The following is a 14,859-nucleotide window of genomic DNA, read 5'->3' as shown; positions in this document are numbered from 1 at the left end:
CTTGCATCAATTGTAGGTAAACCATGCATTGGAATGCGGAGTTGCCATGGTCCTAACCTTGCCGGGTGACCAACACCATCGCCACTGGCAATGCAGGAACCTGGGACGGCCATGCCAAAGGCTCCCGTGGCTACAGGCGTGTCCTTGCAGCATTGGCGCTTGCCGGCGTCGCGACGTTTGCCCAGTTGTACTCCACCCAGGCTGTCCTGCCCCTGATGGCCGGAGATCTGAACATCACTGCCGCTGAGGCGGCGCTCAGTATTTCCCTGGCTACTGCAGGCCTTGCCGTCACAGTGCTGCCCTGGTCCTTTGTGGCAGACAGGATCGGCCGCGTGCGTGCCATGGCCATCGGCATTGCAGCGGCGACATTGCTGGGGCTGCTGGTGCCCTTGGCGCCCACCGTGCCCCTGTTGCTGGCTCTGCGCACCTTGGAAGGCATGGCTCTGGGCGGCATACCGGCCATAGCCATCGCCTACCTCAATGAGGAAGTGACCAAAGTACACACGGCTCTGGCAGCAGGAACCTACGTGGCAGGGACAACCCTGGGCGGTTTGGCGGGACGGCTGGTGGCCGGCCCGGTGGGGGAACTTTGGGGCTGGCGTGCCGCGACCCTGGCTGTCTCCTTGCTGGCCACCGTGTCCGCTGTGCTGTTCCTGGTACTCGTCCCCCGGCAACGACGTTTCACTCCCGCCCCGGCCCTGGGATTCCGGGGAGCGCTCAGGACCCTTAAACGGCACTCGAGCAATCCCAAGCTGTTCTCGTTGTACTTGCAGGCCTTCCTTCTCATGGGCGGTTTCGTGGCGGTCTACAACTACCTGGGTTTTCGATTGCACGCCGAACCCTTCGGACTTCCGGCCACCGTTGTGAGCCTGATCTTCCTCGCGTATCTGTCAGGGACCGTGAGTTCACGATGGGCCGCTGGACTGACTACCAGGTTTGGCAGGCGCAACGTGCTGGTGACCGGAATCGGCGTGATGTCCGCGGGCCTGGCACTGACCTTGGTGGAGAACCTCGCTGCCACCTTGGCCGGGCTCGTGATCTTTACCGGCGGCTTCTTCGCCGCCCACAGTGTTGGTTCCGGGTGGACCGGAGCCTTGGCGAGCACAGGCCGGGCGCAGGCTGCGTCCCTCTACAACCTTTCCTATTACCTGGGTTCGAGCGTCATAGGTTGGGCTGGGGGGCTCGCTTTCCAGGCGTTCGGCTGGCCGGCCCTGGCGTTGGGAGTGATCGCTCTTTCAGCTACGACGGCGGCGGTCACCTGGGTGGTGCACCGCCCGCCGCGCCACTCCCCGTGATTTCGACCGGCCTGCCCCTACAATCGGAGGCATGACACAGGTCCCAAAAAGCCGGGAGTTGTCGTCACCGGAGCGTTTGCAGGCGTTTACGGATGCCGTGGTGGCGATTGCCTTGACGTTGTTGATTCTTCCGTTGATGGAGAGCGTCGGTGAACTGGCCGACCATCAGGGCACCACTGCCCAATGGCTGGAGGAAGAACAGTACGCTGTGCTCGGCTTCGTGTTGAGCTTTGTCCTCATCGCAGTGTTCTGGGTCCAGCACCACAAGCTTTTCCGCAGCGTCAAGCACGTGGATTCAGGATTGTTGTGGTTGACGGTCGCTTGGATGTTCACCATCGTGGCGATGCCGGTGGCAACCTCGCTGTCCACCCAGATGGCCTCCGATTGGGCCCAGCCGCTGGTGTACATCGGGACGCTCTTTGCCACCAGCCTCGTGCTCCTCTTGGCCCGTACTTATTTGCGGTCCCACCCGGACCTCCACGCCATGGACCAAGCCGAGGCAGTATCAGGGATTCGAGCCAGCGGCATCGTCTCGGCGTTGTTCCTGGCCTCGCTGATCCTGTCCCTGGTCATCCCGGGTGCAGGAAACTGGCCCCTGCTGCTGATGCTGTTCAGCGAGCCACTCCAACGGCTGGATCGGCGATGGGTCCGCCGCACGTCCACCCCACGCCCGCCTCACGATAGTCCCTGAACATTTCACAGATTAGGATGGATGAAAGGCAATTTCAGGAGGATCCGTGTCCAACCCCACGAAGAATGTTCGGTCAAGCCCGGGCAGCGCAGAGCCGCTGGACGCGATCGATGAACGAATCCTCGCAGCATTGGTCGATGACGCCCGTATCTCCAACAAGCAGTTGGCTGAGCTCGTGGGAATCGCCCCCTCCACGGCCTTGATGCGGACCAGGGCCCTCTCCGAGCGCGGCATCATTGAAGGCTTTGAAGCCGTCTTGAGCCTGCCCGCGATCGGACGCTCCGTACAGGCCCTCATCGCTGTCCGTCTTCGCGCCCACGACCGCGACCAGATCGACCGCTTCACGGCCCGCGTTCCCAAGCTTCCGGCGGTCATCTCCACGTTCCACACCACTGGATCCGTGGACTACCTGTTGCACATCGCCGTCGCAAATACTGACGACCTCCGCAATTGGCTCCTGGACAACCTCGCCACGGATCCCGTAGTGGGCCACACGGAAACCACCATGGTCTTCCAGCACATACCGGGCAACCGCGGACCGCTGCCTGAGTAATGCGCCGTGGCGGCGCAAACCGTCAGGAACGAACAGCGCTCCGCAGCGAGATGACCGCGAGCGTGAACGCAGCAACTCCGCACAGGAGCGTGAAGCCCACGACGGCGGTCTGCAGGCCAAGTGCCGAGACAGCCAGTCCCAGCCCAATCACCGGAACTGCGCTGCCCAAGTAGGTGATGACGTAGACGGTGCTGATGACCTGTGCGTGGCGGGCGGCTTCAACCTTCCCGGCGACCTCGTTGAAGACCTGCCGGAACGCAATGCCCTGGCCCATGCCTGCCGTGATGCTCGCTGCCACCAGCAACCACGGGCTTGTCCAGGCGGCGGCAGCACCCACCAGGACAACCGAGACACCAAGGACGGCCAGCGCCACTGGAACCACAAAGCGTCCACGGGTACCAAGCAACTGGCTTAGCGCCGACGCGCCCAGTGTGACTCCTGCGAGCAACCCGATCAGTGGCCGCGAGTCCACGTGGACCACACCGGCGAAGTACCCGGGTGCCAACGACAGGCAAAATCCGAAGACTGCGAAGCTCAGGAACCCGGTGGCGGCGGCCATCCAGAATGCCCCACGGGCATCGTGGGAGATAGAGGGCATCCGCGGGGCGAGGACCTTCAAGGGCTTCGGACCTGCCGCGGGAGCTATCGCGGGGCGGGCCTTCAAGAGCCACAGGGGAATCAAGGCTGCAAGCAGGACCGCCGAGTGAACGTAATAGGGAGTCCGGGTAGGGTCCGGCAGGAGTGATAAGAGTCCGCCGATGGCGGGACCAGCGGCCACGCCGCCTGCAGAGGAAAGCAACGTAAACCGTGAGGCCCACTCGGGTCGCTGTGGCAGAAGCTCCCGCAAAGCCGCAGAACTGGCTCCGGTTGCCAGTCCCACAGCAACTCCCTGAAGCGCCCTGCCCAAGGACAAGGCAACCAGCGAGCCGGCGTTGGCGAAGATCACGCCACCCACCAGTCCCACAATAACGGCCAGGACCAAGGCGGCCCGGCGCCCGATGTGGTCCGACCAGTGGCCGGCCACCATGAGGACACCGACCAGCGCCAGGACGTAGCTGGAGAATGCGACAGTCACATCCAACGACGTCATGCCGAGCCTGGCCTGCAACAGCGGATACAGCGGAGTGGCCAAGTTGGCGCCAACCAGCAAGGTGAAGATCACGACGCCGGTCAGGACCAGCCTGGCGGTGGTGGAGGCATCCCATCCCCAGCGGTCGGCGGTAACCGGACGCATGCGGAGTTCGCTCAAGACAGTCATTTCCATGCCTTCGGGCTCGGTGGCCGGATGGTGGGTTCCTTGTGGGAAGCACAATCCGGCAAAGTATTGGTGGCAACAGAATCTAATAGTGCTGATCTCCGGGCGATAAAAAGATGCAAAGATTGAGCAAAAGAATCAAAGTAGGACCACCCAAGTGAGCTGGAGTGACCATTTGAACACCCTCGACCCCATGGACCTGAAAATCCTCCTGGAACTCATCAAGGACCCCCGCATCCAAATCGCCGAGTTGAGCGATACTTTGGGCATTGCCCGCAATACAGCCCAGAGCCGGGTGAAGCGCCTCCTTCGGTCCGGAGTGCTGCATGCCGCGGGCAGGGAGGTGGACCTCGAGAAGGTGGGCTACGACGTCGTGGCTTTTGTCACCATTGAGGTGACACACCGCGAGCTCGACGGCGTCATAGGCGCCTTGCGCCTGATCCCCCAGGTCCTTGAAGTCCACGAAATTTCAGGGCGCGGCGACCTGTGGTGCCGCGTCGTGGCCACGGACACGCACAACCTGCAGTCGGCGCTGCGGTCTGTCCTTCGCACCAAGGGCGTCATCCGCACGGAAACCGTGCTCGCCCTCCATACCCACATTCCGTACCGGACAGAGCCGCTGATCGAACGGATGTCCGCAGCACCAACACGGACAAGGCAGGAGAGCCAGAGCCCCGGTTCCCAGGCTCAAACAGACTAGGATTTCAGGAATGGATTGGCTCTCACACATCTCCCAGATCAACTGGTTCGCTGTACTTCTGGCCTTCGTCTCAAGCATGGTCATCGGCTTCGTTTGGTACATGCCGGCCGTGCTGGGCCGCAGGTGGATGCAAGCCATCGGCAAAACCGAAGAGGACCTCAAGAACATTGAAGGCGGCGCAGGAATCTGGGTTCCCATGATGGTGGCCGCTGCCCTGACCAGCATCCTCCTGGCTGTGCTCATCAGCGCCCTGGAACTCAACACTTTCTGGGCCGGCGGTTTCTTCGCGCTCATCGCCGCCCTCGTCTTCCGCGCCGGCGGCCACGTGATCCACAACGGCTTCGCGGGGCGACCCACCGCAGTGACCATGATTGATTCGGGCCACGACCTCGTTGCCATGACCATTGCGGGCGCCATCATCGGAGCCATGCAGTAGCGTTCAACCAGTGACCATCATTGACAACGCCGTATATGTAGACGGCGTCCGCACAGCTACACCGCACAGCCTTGAGCAAACGTTCGAGACCTTGGCGGAACACGGCGGCATGGCCTGGATCGGCTTGTACCGTCCCACGAGAGACGAGATGGCCGCCGTCGCCCAGGAATTCGGGCTCCACGACCTCGCCGTCGAAGACGCTGTGTCCGCGCACCAGCGGCCAAAGCTTGAGCGGTACGACCACAATCTGTTTACTGTCCTCCGCCCGGCCAGATACCTCGATGAAACCGAGACGGTGGAATTCGGCGAGCTGCACATCTTCACGGGGCCAAATTTCGTGGTGACCATCCGGCACGCTGAAACCGGAGGGGTCGCCCGGGTCCGGCACCGGCTGGAGACGCGTCCGGACCTTCTCTGCCATGGGCCTGAAGCTGTGCTGTACGCGCTCCTGGACCAGGTAGTGGATGACTACGCGCCGGTTGTGGCAGGTCTTGAGAACGACATCGACGAAATCGAAGACCAGCTCTTCAGCGGCGACAGCGCCGTTTCCCGCCGCATCTACGAACTTGCCCGTGAAGTGATCCAGTTCCAGCGGGCCATCCAACCCCTCCCGGACATGATGGCGCTTCTGGAAAAGGGATTCGAAAAGTATGGCGTGGACATTGAGCTGCAGCGCTCCCTCCGCGACGTCGAGGACCACGTTCAGCGGGTTATCTCCCGCGTGAACTCGTTCCGGGACCTGCTGCAGAACGCGCTCACCCTGGATGGCACACTGACTGCCAACCGCCAGAACGAGGCCAGCGCCGCGCAGAACGAGCAAGTCAAGAAGATCTCCTCCTGGGCAGCCATCCTCTTTGCACCCTCCTTCGTGGCAGGTGTGTACGGGATGAACTTCGACCATATGCCAGAGCTGCACTGGGACTATGGCTATCCCTTGGCGGTGGGGCTCATGTTCGGTGCAGCCCTGCTCATGTACCTCATTTTCAAGCGCAAAGGCTGGCTGTGACGCCTCTGTTGAGGCCGGTTCCGGGTTCGGCCCGGGACACCTTGCGCGCCTTGCTTGAGGGCATGGAGCACGACGCCGGACGGGCGGGTTTTGAGCTTGAGCCCAGTCAGCGGCAGGCAGCCGAGCGGTTGGCGGCCTTCGGCGCCCAACTGACGGGCCGTCGTCGTGCGCTTTCCCGGAAGGCGCCGCGGAGCCTGTACCTTCATGGACCGGTAGGCCGGGGCAAGACCTGGTTGATGGACAGCTTCCATGGACGGTTGGACGCACGGAAACGGCGTGTCCACTTCCACGACTTCTTCCGCAGGCTGCACGCCGGAACCCAGGGTTTGGAGACCGGCAACGGGACAGCCATCCAGCAGTCCGTGGATGCGCTGCTCGATGGCATCGACGTGCTGTTCTTTGACGAATTCCATGTCCATGACGTTGGCGATGGCATGTTTATTGCCCGGTTGTTGCGTTCAGCTGCGCAGCGTCGCATCCCCCTGGTGGTGACCTCGAACTACGTCCCGGAGGAACTCCTGCCCAATCCCCTCTGGCATGAGCATTTCCTTCCCACCATCGAGGCCATCAAAGAGATGATGGACATCGTGGAAATCAGCGGTGCCTCGGACTTCCGCCGGTTTCCAGCGAAGGGAACGGCTCCCGCCACCGGGTTTGATGCGTTCCGCTCGGGTCGGATCATCTCCCCCGGCACGGCCGGGCAGTTGGGGCGCCTGGGCCTATTCAGGCCGGCACCGTCAAAAAGCCGCGTGCTGACCCCCACCACCCAACCGGTGGTGGTCAGGAATTCGGACCCCGATCTCCTTTGGGTGGATTTTGAGGAACTCTGCGGCGGGCTGACTTCAACAGCGGACTTCCTGGTGTTGGCCGGGACCTACAAGACCTGGGTGATCGACAACGTCCCCTCCCCTGCAGGGAATGACCCGGCCTCGGCACCTGCCTGGCAGCGTTTCAGCAACGTAGTGGACGTGCTGCACGACCAGGACATCACGCTGTTCCTGATCGGCAAGGGACGTTTGGACTTCGATATTGAGGCGTCCGGTGGTGATTCATCTGTTTTGCCGGTGGACCTGGCACGGATAGCGAGTCGGCTGTCCTTGTTGGGACGCTTCCAGGACCACGATGGCGCGGACACTCCCCCGGGCAATTTACCGGGCGGTGGCCATGGCACTCTCCCGGGCCACGAAAAGGCCGCCGGAAGCTAAGCTTCCGGCGGCCCCTTCGAACGATGCAGGGCTTGCTCTTAGATGACGCCGCCGGCTGCGGACGGGGCGCCGGCGTCCTGTCCGCCGTCGCCGACGGTTTCGCGGGCGACATAGTTCTCGATGTCGAAGAGGTTCTCGGCCCGCTCCGTGATGTTGAGCAACGTGGTCATGGAAGCTACTTCTTCAACCTGCTCCTTCAGGAACCAGAGCATGAACTGCTCGCCCAAAGCATCTCCCTCGGCGCGGGCAACGCGGAACATCTCCTCGATGTTGCGGGTGACTTCCTTTTCCTGCTCCAAGGCCAACGCGATGGGTTCCTTGGCGTTGGTGAAGTTGTTGCGGACGGGGGCGATGCCCGGGATCTCCACGTGCACGTTGCGGTCCAGCATGTACTGGACCATCATCATGGCGTGGTTGCGCTCCTCAAGGGATTGACGGTAGAAGTGCCGGGCGAGCTGCGGCAAGTCTTCACCATCAAAGTACACAGCTACTGCGATGTATTGCTGGGAGGCGGCAAACTCGTTCGCGACCTGGGCGGACAACAGCTCATTGAAAGTCTTCTTAGCCATGGCTCGATCCTACAGGCGGACCATGCCTCTTCCGGTGGTGAGGTTCGCCACTGCTCAGGGCAGCGCCACGCTGATCCACACACCCGCTGCGGCCGCCAGGACGCTCACCGCCATGGTCCCCAACCCATTGATGACCGCCAACGCCGTGCGCCCGCTTTGAACCAGCCGGATCGTCTCAAGGCTGGCAGTGCTGAAGGTTGTGTAGCCGCCCAGGAAACCTGTTCCGAGAATGAGGAGGAGGGAATCCGGTGCCTGCCCACGCATGACCAGCCCAGCCAGGAAACCCAACAGCAGCGAACCCGAGACGTTGATGGCCACGGTGCCCCACGGGAAGGCAGTCTTCAGGCGTGCCCGGAGGAAGCCATCGACGACGAACCGTACCGCCGCGCCCAGCCCACCTGCCAGGGCAAGAAGGATGACCGTCACGATCGAGGCCCCGTTCCGCGCCTGTGGTGCCAGGCGCCCACCCAGATACCGGCAGTGGTTGCGGCGGCCCCGCCCAACAAGCTCGCCGCGAGGTACCCTGCTGCGGCAGTAGCCGCCCCGGCAGTAAACAGGTGCACTGCGTCCAAGGCCAGCGTGCTGTAGGTGGTGTAGGCACCCAGGAAACCCGTACCCAAGGCGAGCCGCAGGACCTGGCGGTTGCCGACGTCGGGCCCCCTGCGGGAAAGTCCCTCAAGCAGCGCGCCCAAGGCCAGGGCCCCCGAAAGGTTGATGAGCAGGGTGGGAAGCGGCCACGCACCGGGCGCGGGAATCACCAGCCCCAGGCCGTACCGCGCCAATGCTCCGAACACCCCGCCTGCTGCCACGATCGCGATGAACTTGCCCCGGAGATGGACGGAGCTGTGCTCTTTAGTCCTCGGCATCGTCGGTGGGGATCCGGGGATTGACGGGGACAACCAGCACGGGCCGTTCCTGGCGGTGGAACAAGTGGCGGGCCACCGAGCCAGCTGTCAGTTCCTTCAACGCCGCGGCCAGCTTGTGCTCACGGGTACCCACCACGATCATGGACGCTCCCGTGTCCTCCGCTTCACGGGCCAAGGCGCGGGCAGGCTCCCCCGCCAGATGGACCAGCGACCATTGAACTGGCGCGCCGTCCAAATAATCGTGGAGGGCTTTGGTGAGGGATTCGGGAATCGCGTGAGGATCCTCATCAACCCCATCGGGATCGATCGGCGCGGCCGGCCCCCCAGTGGTGCCGTCCACCGGATACACCGTAACGTCCGCGTAGGCGCACACCAGCGGAAGCCCGGCGCTGGCTGCAACACTTGCCGCTTGTTCGAGGACCACTGGGTGTTGCCCCGGCATGACGCCAACCAGGATGGGGCCGGCCGCCCTGGTGGGGGCCGAGGAACGCGGAGCGGGAGTCTCTGTCACAGGGAAAGTCTACGGCGTGGTACTGACGCTGCCCGGTGAGGGAAATGCTGCTCAATGAGGGAGTCGGTGCCAAGCCCCTCCCGATAAGCGGCGGGCCTGGATCTCAGGGCCGGCTCCGGCCCGACCATAGCCCGTACAGCAAGGGAAGGACGGAGCCGATCATCAGCACGTTGCCCAATCCGGGATCGTCCGCCCGCAGGATGGCTCCGGCAATCAGCAACGCGCCGAAAACCAGCGCCGCGACTGCCCGCCGGGCCGTCAGGAGAAGCCGCGCGATCTGGCGCTCCAGGCGTCGGTTGCCCACCTGGAGCGAACCTTCTTCGGCCCGCGTCACCAGCCCGTCCAGTCTCTTGGGCAGGCGCAGGGCTATGGCGGCGGCTTCGAGTGTTTGGGATGCGACATCGTTGATCAGGTTGCCGCGCTCGTCCCGCAGCAACTGTGCAGCGTATGGTTCAACGGAGTCCCACAGGTTGAAGCGGGCATCCAGCGAGCTGCACACGCCCGAGGTCAGTGACATGGCCCTGATGATGAGCAGGAAGTTCTCGGGCAGCTGGAAGGGAAGGGAGCGGATCACGCTGCCGAACTCATTGCCAAATTCGCGGAACTCCCGCGGGTCAACATCGCGAAGCTCGGCGAAACCCATGCCGCCAAACCGGGCAAAGAGTTGCGTCATGGCCCGTTCAAGCTCCGCGGTATCGGCAGACTTCATCAGCACTCCCACATCACTGATGGCGGTCACCATGCCCTTGCCGTCCCTTGAGGCAGCGGCGATGAGGAGCTTCCGGAGGCCGCTGCGTGTCTTGACCGGGACCTCACCCATCATGCCGAAGTCAATAAACGTCAGCTTCCAGGGATGTTCGCTGGATGGATCATTGGACGGCGTGACGAAGATATTGCCGGGATGGGGGTCGGCATGGAAGAAACCGTTGGCGAACAACTGCTCAAACATCACCGAAGCGAATACCGGTGCCACCTCGGACGGGTCGATGCCGGCCAGGCGAAGCGAACCGGCGTCGGTGATCTTGATGGCGGTGACATCTTCGAGGGTGAGCACACGGCGGGTGGTCCGCTCCCAGACCACGGCAGGGACCGTCACCCGTGCGTCATCGGCGAAGTCAGCAGCAAAACGCTCGGAGTTGGCTGCCTCATTCAAGTAGTCGATTTCCTCGAGGCTGGTCTGCGCAAATTCCTTGATGAGGGCGGGCACATCTGCCCGGTTGGAGACGAGGCGGATACGGCTCAGCCAGCCTCCCACCTTGCGCAACGCAGCGAGATCGACGTCGACAATCCCGGCGATGCCGGGCCGCTGCACCTTGAAGACCACACTGCTGAGGCCGGTGTCCTCGGCATTGCCGGCCAGGAGCTTGGCCCGGTGCGCCTGTCCCAGTGATGCAGCCGCGATTGGCGTCTCCTCGACCGAGGCAAAGACCGATTCCAAGGGCGCGCCAAGTTCGGCCTCGGCCAAGGCCCGGATGGCGGGAAACGGAACCGGCGGAACTTCGTCCTGAAGCCCCTCCAGCTCTGCGGTAATTTCCGGTGGCAGCACATCAAGCCTGGACGACATGAACTGGCCAACCTTGATCATCAGTCCCCCGAGGTCCACCGCAAGGCCATGAAATCGCCGGGCGAAGCGCCGCATCCTGGCAGCACGGTTCCGTTCGGTCAGGCGGCGCAAGCCCACCCTGGGCAGGAACAGCTCAAACCACCATGTGACCGCCAAATGCCACGCGGCGAATCGCAGAATCCGACGATAGCGGGCACGGGGATTACCTGTGCCGCTCGTGGAATCAATCCGTTCGGGCCGAACCGACGTCACCCCTTCAGTCCTGGGCGAGGATCGAATACAGGCGGCGGCGGGCCTCCTCAAGCACCGTCACAGCCTCCTGAACTTGCTTCGGCGTTCCGGTACGGCCAACCTGTGCCGCGGCCTGCGCCAGGTCCACTCCTGCCTTGGGCAATGCGGCGAAGCCCGGGCTTGATGGTGTACCCAGGGAATCCCAGGGTGCGGACGTCTCAGACCCTGCCACGTCTTCCCGCCCGGCTTCGGTCAGGGAGTAGATTTTGCGTCCGCTGGATTCCTCGGCGCTGACGAAGCCCTCGTCTGCCAGCAGTTGCAGTGTGGGATAGACCGAACCAGCACTCGGCTTCCAGCTGCCGCCGCTGCGCTCCTCGATTTCATGAATGATCTGGTAACCGTGCATGGGCCGCTCAGCGAGGAGGGCAAGGATCGCCGTTCGCAGTTCGCCGCGGCCGGCGCGGGTTCCTGAACGTTTCTCGAACCGGGAACGGAACTCTTCAACGGCCTGCCACATGCCGTCCAGGTTGTTGCCCATAAATCCGTTTGCAGGGAATGAATTGTGCATCAAGCTCACCTCAATCAATCGCGAACGATACTAAACGATAGTTAACGATATACCCCCGCGCGGTTCCGAAACAACGGAAAAGGACCATCCATGGGAAACGAGGAGGCCGTGGTCCTCAAGCCTCAGGTCCTTGTGGGCAGGGCCGGACGGCACTTCTGGGGTGATGCCGTCCGGCCCCCGCTGCGGAACCTTGGGGCAGCCCCGGCGAACGAGGGGGATCATTGGCCGACGCGTGGGCTCCGCTGGGTTCAGTAAAGGCGAACGGGAGGGGTGGGCACACGAGTAGTTGGTACTCGTCTTTTGCTTGCCCGGGAAGGGGCCACTACTTGCCGGGCATGAAAGCCTGAGGGCTGAATGTGGAGCTAAGGAGAGACCAGCGGCCGCGGCGTGCAGCTGCACCATGAGCCCACCGACCAAAGTCCAGTGAGTGGACGGCAGTGCCCTGGCCAGTTCCACGCACTGTGGCCACGGAGTTCCCCAACCTCCCGGAGGAACGGGCACGTCCCAGGACTCGCGGACACCTGCTGGTTCGGCGGCGTCAAGTCCCGCCTCAGACATGGAGAAGGCCATTGATGACACGTTGCCCGGCGCTGCGTTCGCGGGTCGCCAACGAGCCCATGAGATCTACGGCGATCGCCGCCACCGGCGCCCGCCCGTCGACGAAGGGTTCGCCCAAATCGACTTCATGAATGATGGCGTTGCCGTCGGGATCTTTGACCAGGCCGAACGCGTCCGCGAGGGCGGAGACGTCTTTGCTCATGACGTAGCCTTCGGCAGTCCCGCTCCCACCTGCCATCCCGAAGGTCCCTGCAATGGACTCCTCGCGCATGGCCGATGCACCACTGGGGATCAGGTGATCGTTAAGTGCCGCCAGCCCGTCCGAGGTCGCCCTATAGCGATGGGTTTTGTCCTTGTTCCGGGCAAGAACAAAAACGGCGTCGGCGTCCAACTCACGCAACCGGCTCTTCAACCGGGACTTCTCCGAGGCACTGATCCAAGTGGGGTTCTGGCCAGAGAGCAGCGCCAAGGCAGCCCAGGCAGTACTGGCCGTCCAAGCACGGCCACGACGGGTGCCAGCGATGGCCAAGCGCTCCACTGACGACCGATCGATGAGCAACATACGGCCAGCCCTGCCACTGGCCGTCAATTGTCCAGAGTCGACCAGGTCATGAACTGAGGCACGAGTAATGCCTAGCCTGCCCCCGGCCTCCGCGACAGTCATCTCCTTCTTGTACATACACTAAACCCTACAGCCGTGGGGCTTAGTGTCAATATTTGAAGATGAACAGACGCTCGGAGTTTGCAGCGGGGCATCCACCGTCTCGGAAGCTTGTTGTGGGTGAGCGCTACGGCGACGACGCACAACACGGAAGGTTCGACGGCAGGCACACAGAGCAGAAGGGCGCTGGCATGTTCCGACACGGATGCCGCGTCGAAGACCCCCGGGATTCCGTAACTGGTGACAGGTCAAGAAGCACCGCCATCTGTGGAGCTAAGGAGATTCGAACTCCTGACCTCTTCGATGCGAACGAAGCGCTCTACCAACTGAGCTATAGCCCCTGGACCAGTCCGTATCCGACCGGCCAGTGTCCCTAGGCTACAAACTTTCCCGACGCTTTTCCAACCACGACACGAACGTCTCGCTGCCATCCTTCTGCCCCGGGATCAGGTTGTTGCCGGCACGGAGGAACGCGCCCATCGCACCGGGCAGCGGCACCTCCAGGATCCGGCCACGCGTGCCGGTGACCCTTTTCCATGACTCCGCCATCTGCTGCATGGTGAGCAATTCCGGGCCAACTACCGTCCGCAGACGGTGACGGTCCGGAGACGCGCTCTCCAAAGCGGCATCGAGCAAGGCTGCGGCAACGTCCACCGGAGAGATCGTCTGGAAGCTGGCACCCCTGAACACAGGAATCAGGCGCACCTTCGCTCCAGCGGCAAAAATCGCCGCAACCAAGCCGTGGAACTGAGATGCCCGGACCACCACGGTCTCCATCGGTGACTCAGCGTACTTGCGCTCTTTGGCAGCCTTGGACGCGTAGTAGGAGTAGGTGCTCTTGTCACAGTTGATGATGGACAGCACCACCGCCCTTCCGACCCCCGCACGGTGTGCCAAGGCAAGAAGCCGGGCACCGCCGTCGGCGAATTTCTTACGGGCTTTGCCAAGCTGCCCTTCAAGGCAGTCGATAACGACGTCGGCACCCGCCAATGCGGTTGCCAGCCCTTCGCCGGTGGTGACGTCGCCCGCAAGGTAGGTGACGCCATCGTGATACTTCGCTGAGCCGGGAGGCGGCACGTGGCGGGACAAAGAGATCACCGTGTGACCGGCAGCAGAAGCAAGCCGGACAACTTCCTTTCCGACTTGGCCTGTACCGCCCGCGACACAGATGATGGCCATGCGGGACTAGGCGCGGCGGCGCTGCAGGACGTCGTCCAGGTTGCTGAGCGCGCTCTGGCTTTTTGCGGACTGCGCTGCCGTGGGCTCCGCTGGTTCCGCACTTTGCTTCAGGACCGGCTTGCCTACAGGCTTGGGAGCTTCCGGAAGGTCCAGGGGCTCGGGCGCAGGCCTCTGCGCCTTCGCGGCCTCAACATAGGTGGGCTTGGGGACGGCGACAGGCTCCCAGCTGGAACCTTTGGTGTTTTCGGCGGCTTGCGCCGAGGTGTCCCCTGCGGCGACGGCAACAGCCAGCGCGGCCTGGCGGAGTTCGACAGCAGACAAACGCGCAGCTTCACGGCTGGCCGCTTCGGCGTCGAAGACCGTTGTTTCCTTCGCCTCGAGAACCGGTTCCTTCGGCAAGTAGCGTGCGGGCGTCGGGATGGGCGCTGCCTGTGCGGCGCGGCGGGCCCGGCGTTCGCGAAGATCCCTGAGGGCGAGCTTGCGCAAAGTCACGACAGCGAGGACCGCACCAATGAAGGACACCAACGGCAGCCAGAACGACCCCGCACCGAAAATGAGGAGGATGCCCGAAACCGCCGCAGTCACCAGCAAGGCAAGCCCTGCCAACGCCAAGGTCAGGCGGGCATAGCGGATGGTGAAGGGAGTGGTGGGCGCTGGCCGGAGCGACGATTCAGCCACGCGGGATTCCTGGGGCGACGCCTGTGCTTTGCTGTGCATGGTCTCCATCGGTTTCTCCTGCTGAGGTGCCAAAGTCAGTACCACCCCTGCCTGCGGTTCGTCTGGTTCGTCGTCGATCGCCTCTGCTGGAACAGTGGCCGTTTGGACCTGTTGGCGCCTGTTCCGGAGAACGTAGGGCGCCACCCAGACCATCCACAGCGCAACAGTGACCACGAGTATCACTGAGCTGCTGAGAGGGAAGTCCACATTCAAAACCGTAGAAGCAAATCACCGGGTGCACCGGCATTGCGGCCGGTGTGTCGTCGTCGAGTCCGCAAATGACTGGATATACGG

18 protein-coding genes and 1 tRNA gene are annotated in these 14,859 nt (G+C 63.1%); 8 read left to right on the top strand and 11 right to left on the bottom strand.

The genetic code is table 11. The features are described 5' to 3' along the window. Nucleotides 1-65 precede the first annotated feature (65 nt). From AC6JA3_RS07105 to AC6JA3_RS07095, 3 genes are read left to right on the top strand one after another with little or no spacing between them, the layout of a single operon-like run. Complete coding sequence (locus tag AC6JA3_RS07105; RefSeq protein ID WP_347783061.1) at nucleotides 66-1,295, top strand: MFS transporter; 1,230 nt, start codon at nucleotides 66-68, stop codon at nucleotides 1,293-1,295. A gap of 31 nt (nucleotides 1,296-1,326) precedes the next feature. Next, nucleotides 1,327-1,986 carry a TMEM175 family protein gene (locus tag AC6JA3_RS07100; RefSeq protein ID WP_497920035.1) on the top strand — a complete coding sequence of 220 codons (660 nt, stop codon included), beginning with the start codon at nucleotides 1,327-1,329 and terminating at the stop codon, nucleotides 1,984-1,986. 46 nt (nucleotides 1,987-2,032) lie between these two features. Beyond that, nucleotides 2,033-2,539: an Lrp/AsnC family transcriptional regulator gene (locus tag AC6JA3_RS07095; protein ID WP_026539896.1), complete on the top strand. Its 507-nt coding sequence runs from the start codon at nucleotides 2,033-2,035 to the stop codon at nucleotides 2,537-2,539. A 22-nt stretch (nucleotides 2,540-2,561) separates the two neighbouring features. Here AC6JA3_RS07095 and AC6JA3_RS07090 read toward each other — a convergent pair whose 3' ends face one another. Beyond that, the gene (locus AC6JA3_RS07090; RefSeq protein WP_497920034.1) at nucleotides 2,562-3,797 is read right to left on the bottom strand and encodes an MFS transporter; all 1,236 of its coding nucleotides are present in this window, start codon (nucleotides 3,795-3,797) and stop codon (nucleotides 2,562-2,564) included. A gap of 172 nt (nucleotides 3,798-3,969) precedes the next feature. Here AC6JA3_RS07090 and AC6JA3_RS07085 point away from each other — a divergent pair, with 172 nt between their 5' ends. The 4 genes from AC6JA3_RS07085 to zapE are packed head-to-tail and all read left to right on the top strand — an operon-like array spanning nucleotide 3,970 to nucleotide 7,141. Next, complete coding sequence (locus AC6JA3_RS07085; protein ID WP_497920627.1) at nucleotides 3,970-4,494, top strand: Lrp/AsnC family transcriptional regulator; 525 nt, start codon at nucleotides 3,970-3,972, stop codon at nucleotides 4,492-4,494. 10 nt (nucleotides 4,495-4,504) lie between these two features. Continuing rightward, complete coding sequence (locus tag AC6JA3_RS07080; protein ID WP_497920033.1) at nucleotides 4,505-4,930, top strand: DUF1761 domain-containing protein; 426 nt, start codon at nucleotides 4,505-4,507, stop codon at nucleotides 4,928-4,930. A gap of 10 nt (nucleotides 4,931-4,940) precedes the next feature. Beyond that, nucleotides 4,941-5,936: a magnesium/cobalt transporter CorA gene (gene corA / locus AC6JA3_RS07075; protein WP_347783055.1), complete on the top strand. Its 996-nt coding sequence runs from the start codon at nucleotides 4,941-4,943 to the stop codon at nucleotides 5,934-5,936. Further along, a complete protein-coding gene (zapE, locus tag AC6JA3_RS07070; RefSeq protein WP_497920032.1) occupies nucleotides 5,933-7,141 on the top strand; it encodes a cell division protein ZapE in 1,209 nt (402 codons plus the stop codon). Before corA ends, zapE begins: the two co-directional genes overlap by 4 nt. A gap of 38 nt (nucleotides 7,142-7,179) precedes the next feature. Here the strand turns inward: zapE and AC6JA3_RS07065 are convergent, their stop codons facing one another. The 6 genes from AC6JA3_RS07065 to AC6JA3_RS07040 form a co-directional block, all read right to left on the bottom strand. Continuing rightward, nucleotides 7,180-7,710, bottom strand: a complete 531-nt coding sequence (locus tag AC6JA3_RS07065; RefSeq protein ID WP_026539891.1) for a ferritin — start codon at nucleotides 7,708-7,710, stop codon at nucleotides 7,180-7,182. A 54-nt stretch (nucleotides 7,711-7,764) separates the two neighbouring features. After that, entirely contained in the window at nucleotides 7,765-8,136 is a 372-nt protein-coding gene (crcB, locus tag AC6JA3_RS07060) for a fluoride efflux transporter CrcB (protein WP_026546243.1), read from the bottom strand. Beyond that, the gene (locus AC6JA3_RS07055) at nucleotides 8,133-8,576 is read right to left on the bottom strand and encodes a fluoride efflux transporter FluC (RefSeq protein ID WP_043431852.1); all 444 of its coding nucleotides are present in this window, start codon (nucleotides 8,574-8,576) and stop codon (nucleotides 8,133-8,135) included. Before AC6JA3_RS07055 ends, crcB begins: the two co-directional genes overlap by 4 nt. Beyond that, nucleotides 8,563-9,087: a universal stress protein gene (locus AC6JA3_RS07050; protein WP_347783052.1), complete on the bottom strand. Its 525-nt coding sequence runs from the start codon at nucleotides 9,085-9,087 to the stop codon at nucleotides 8,563-8,565. Before AC6JA3_RS07050 ends, AC6JA3_RS07055 begins: the two co-directional genes overlap by 14 nt. A 103-nt stretch (nucleotides 9,088-9,190) precedes the next feature. Next, nucleotides 9,191-10,903 (bottom strand): ABC1 kinase family protein, encoded by a 1,713-nt coding sequence (locus tag AC6JA3_RS07045; RefSeq protein ID WP_497920031.1) that lies wholly within the window; start codon nucleotides 10,901-10,903, stop codon nucleotides 9,191-9,193. A gap of 4 nt (nucleotides 10,904-10,907) precedes the next feature. Then, nucleotides 10,908-11,450 (bottom strand): PadR family transcriptional regulator, encoded by a 543-nt coding sequence (locus AC6JA3_RS07040; protein WP_026539886.1) that lies wholly within the window; start codon nucleotides 11,448-11,450, stop codon nucleotides 10,908-10,910. 90 nt (nucleotides 11,451-11,540) lie between these two features. Between AC6JA3_RS07040 and AC6JA3_RS07035 the strand changes: the two genes are divergently transcribed. Then, entirely contained in the window at nucleotides 11,541-11,705 is a 165-nt protein-coding gene (locus AC6JA3_RS07035) for a hypothetical protein (protein WP_347783050.1), read from the top strand. A 295-nt stretch (nucleotides 11,706-12,000) separates the two neighbouring features. On the opposite strand, the gene AC6JA3_RS07030 is transcribed toward AC6JA3_RS07035, so the two are convergent. The 4 genes from AC6JA3_RS07030 to AC6JA3_RS07015 all read right to left on the bottom strand — a co-directional run bounded on the left by AC6JA3_RS07030 (nucleotide 12,001) and on the right by AC6JA3_RS07015 (nucleotide 14,739). Next, complete coding sequence (locus tag AC6JA3_RS07030; protein WP_497920030.1) at nucleotides 12,001-12,570, bottom strand: helix-turn-helix domain-containing protein; 570 nt, start codon at nucleotides 12,568-12,570, stop codon at nucleotides 12,001-12,003. A 367-nt stretch (nucleotides 12,571-12,937) separates the two neighbouring features. Then, a tRNA-Ala gene (locus tag AC6JA3_RS07025) sits at nucleotides 12,938-13,010 on the bottom strand. Nucleotides 13,011-13,047: 37 nt separating this feature from the next. Then, complete coding sequence (locus AC6JA3_RS07020) at nucleotides 13,048-13,848, bottom strand: SDR family oxidoreductase (RefSeq protein WP_026539883.1); 801 nt, start codon at nucleotides 13,846-13,848, stop codon at nucleotides 13,048-13,050. Between the two features lie 6 nt (nucleotides 13,849-13,854). Further along, a complete protein-coding gene (locus tag AC6JA3_RS07015) occupies nucleotides 13,855-14,739 on the bottom strand; it encodes a hypothetical protein (RefSeq protein ID WP_035760470.1) in 885 nt (294 codons plus the stop codon). Between the last annotated feature and the right edge of the window lie 120 nt (nucleotides 14,740-14,859).

The sequence above is a fragment of the Arthrobacter sp. TmtSoilC79 genome, assembly GCF_059739405.1.
Note: the sequence above shows the minus strand (reverse complement) of the source record. Positions and strands in the feature narration are given on the sequence as shown.

Excerpts from the sequence above, each read along its gene's own strand:
- AC6JA3_RS07100 (WP_497920035.1), top strand. The coding sequence starts at position 1,327 with ATGACACAGGTCCCAAAAAGCCGGGAGTTGTCGTCACCGGAGCGTTTG.
- AC6JA3_RS07090 (WP_497920034.1), bottom strand. The coding sequence starts at position 3,797 with ATGACTGTCTTGAGCGAACTCCGCATGCGTCCGGTTACCGCCGACCGC.
- AC6JA3_RS07080 (WP_497920033.1), top strand. The coding sequence starts at position 4,505 with ATGGATTGGCTCTCACACATCTCCCAGATCAACTGGTTCGCTGTACTT.
- AC6JA3_RS07065 (WP_026539891.1), bottom strand. The coding sequence starts at position 7,710 with ATGGCTAAGAAGACTTTCAATGAGCTGTTGTCCGCCCAGGTCGCGAAC.
- AC6JA3_RS07055 (WP_043431852.1), bottom strand. The coding sequence starts at position 8,576 with ATGCCGAGGACTAAAGAGCACAGCTCCGTCCATCTCCGGGGCAAGTTC.
- AC6JA3_RS07040 (WP_026539886.1), bottom strand. The coding sequence starts at position 11,450 with ATGCACAATTCATTCCCTGCAAACGGATTTATGGGCAACAACCTGGAC.
- AC6JA3_RS07035 (WP_347783050.1), top strand. The coding sequence starts at position 11,541 with ATGGGAAACGAGGAGGCCGTGGTCCTCAAGCCTCAGGTCCTTGTGGGC.
- AC6JA3_RS07030 (WP_497920030.1), bottom strand. The coding sequence starts at position 12,570 with ATGTTGCTCATCGATCGGTCGTCAGTGGAGCGCTTGGCCATCGCTGGC.
- AC6JA3_RS07020 (WP_026539883.1), bottom strand. The coding sequence starts at position 13,848 with ATGGCCATCATCTGTGTCGCGGGCGGTACAGGCCAAGTCGGAAAGGAA.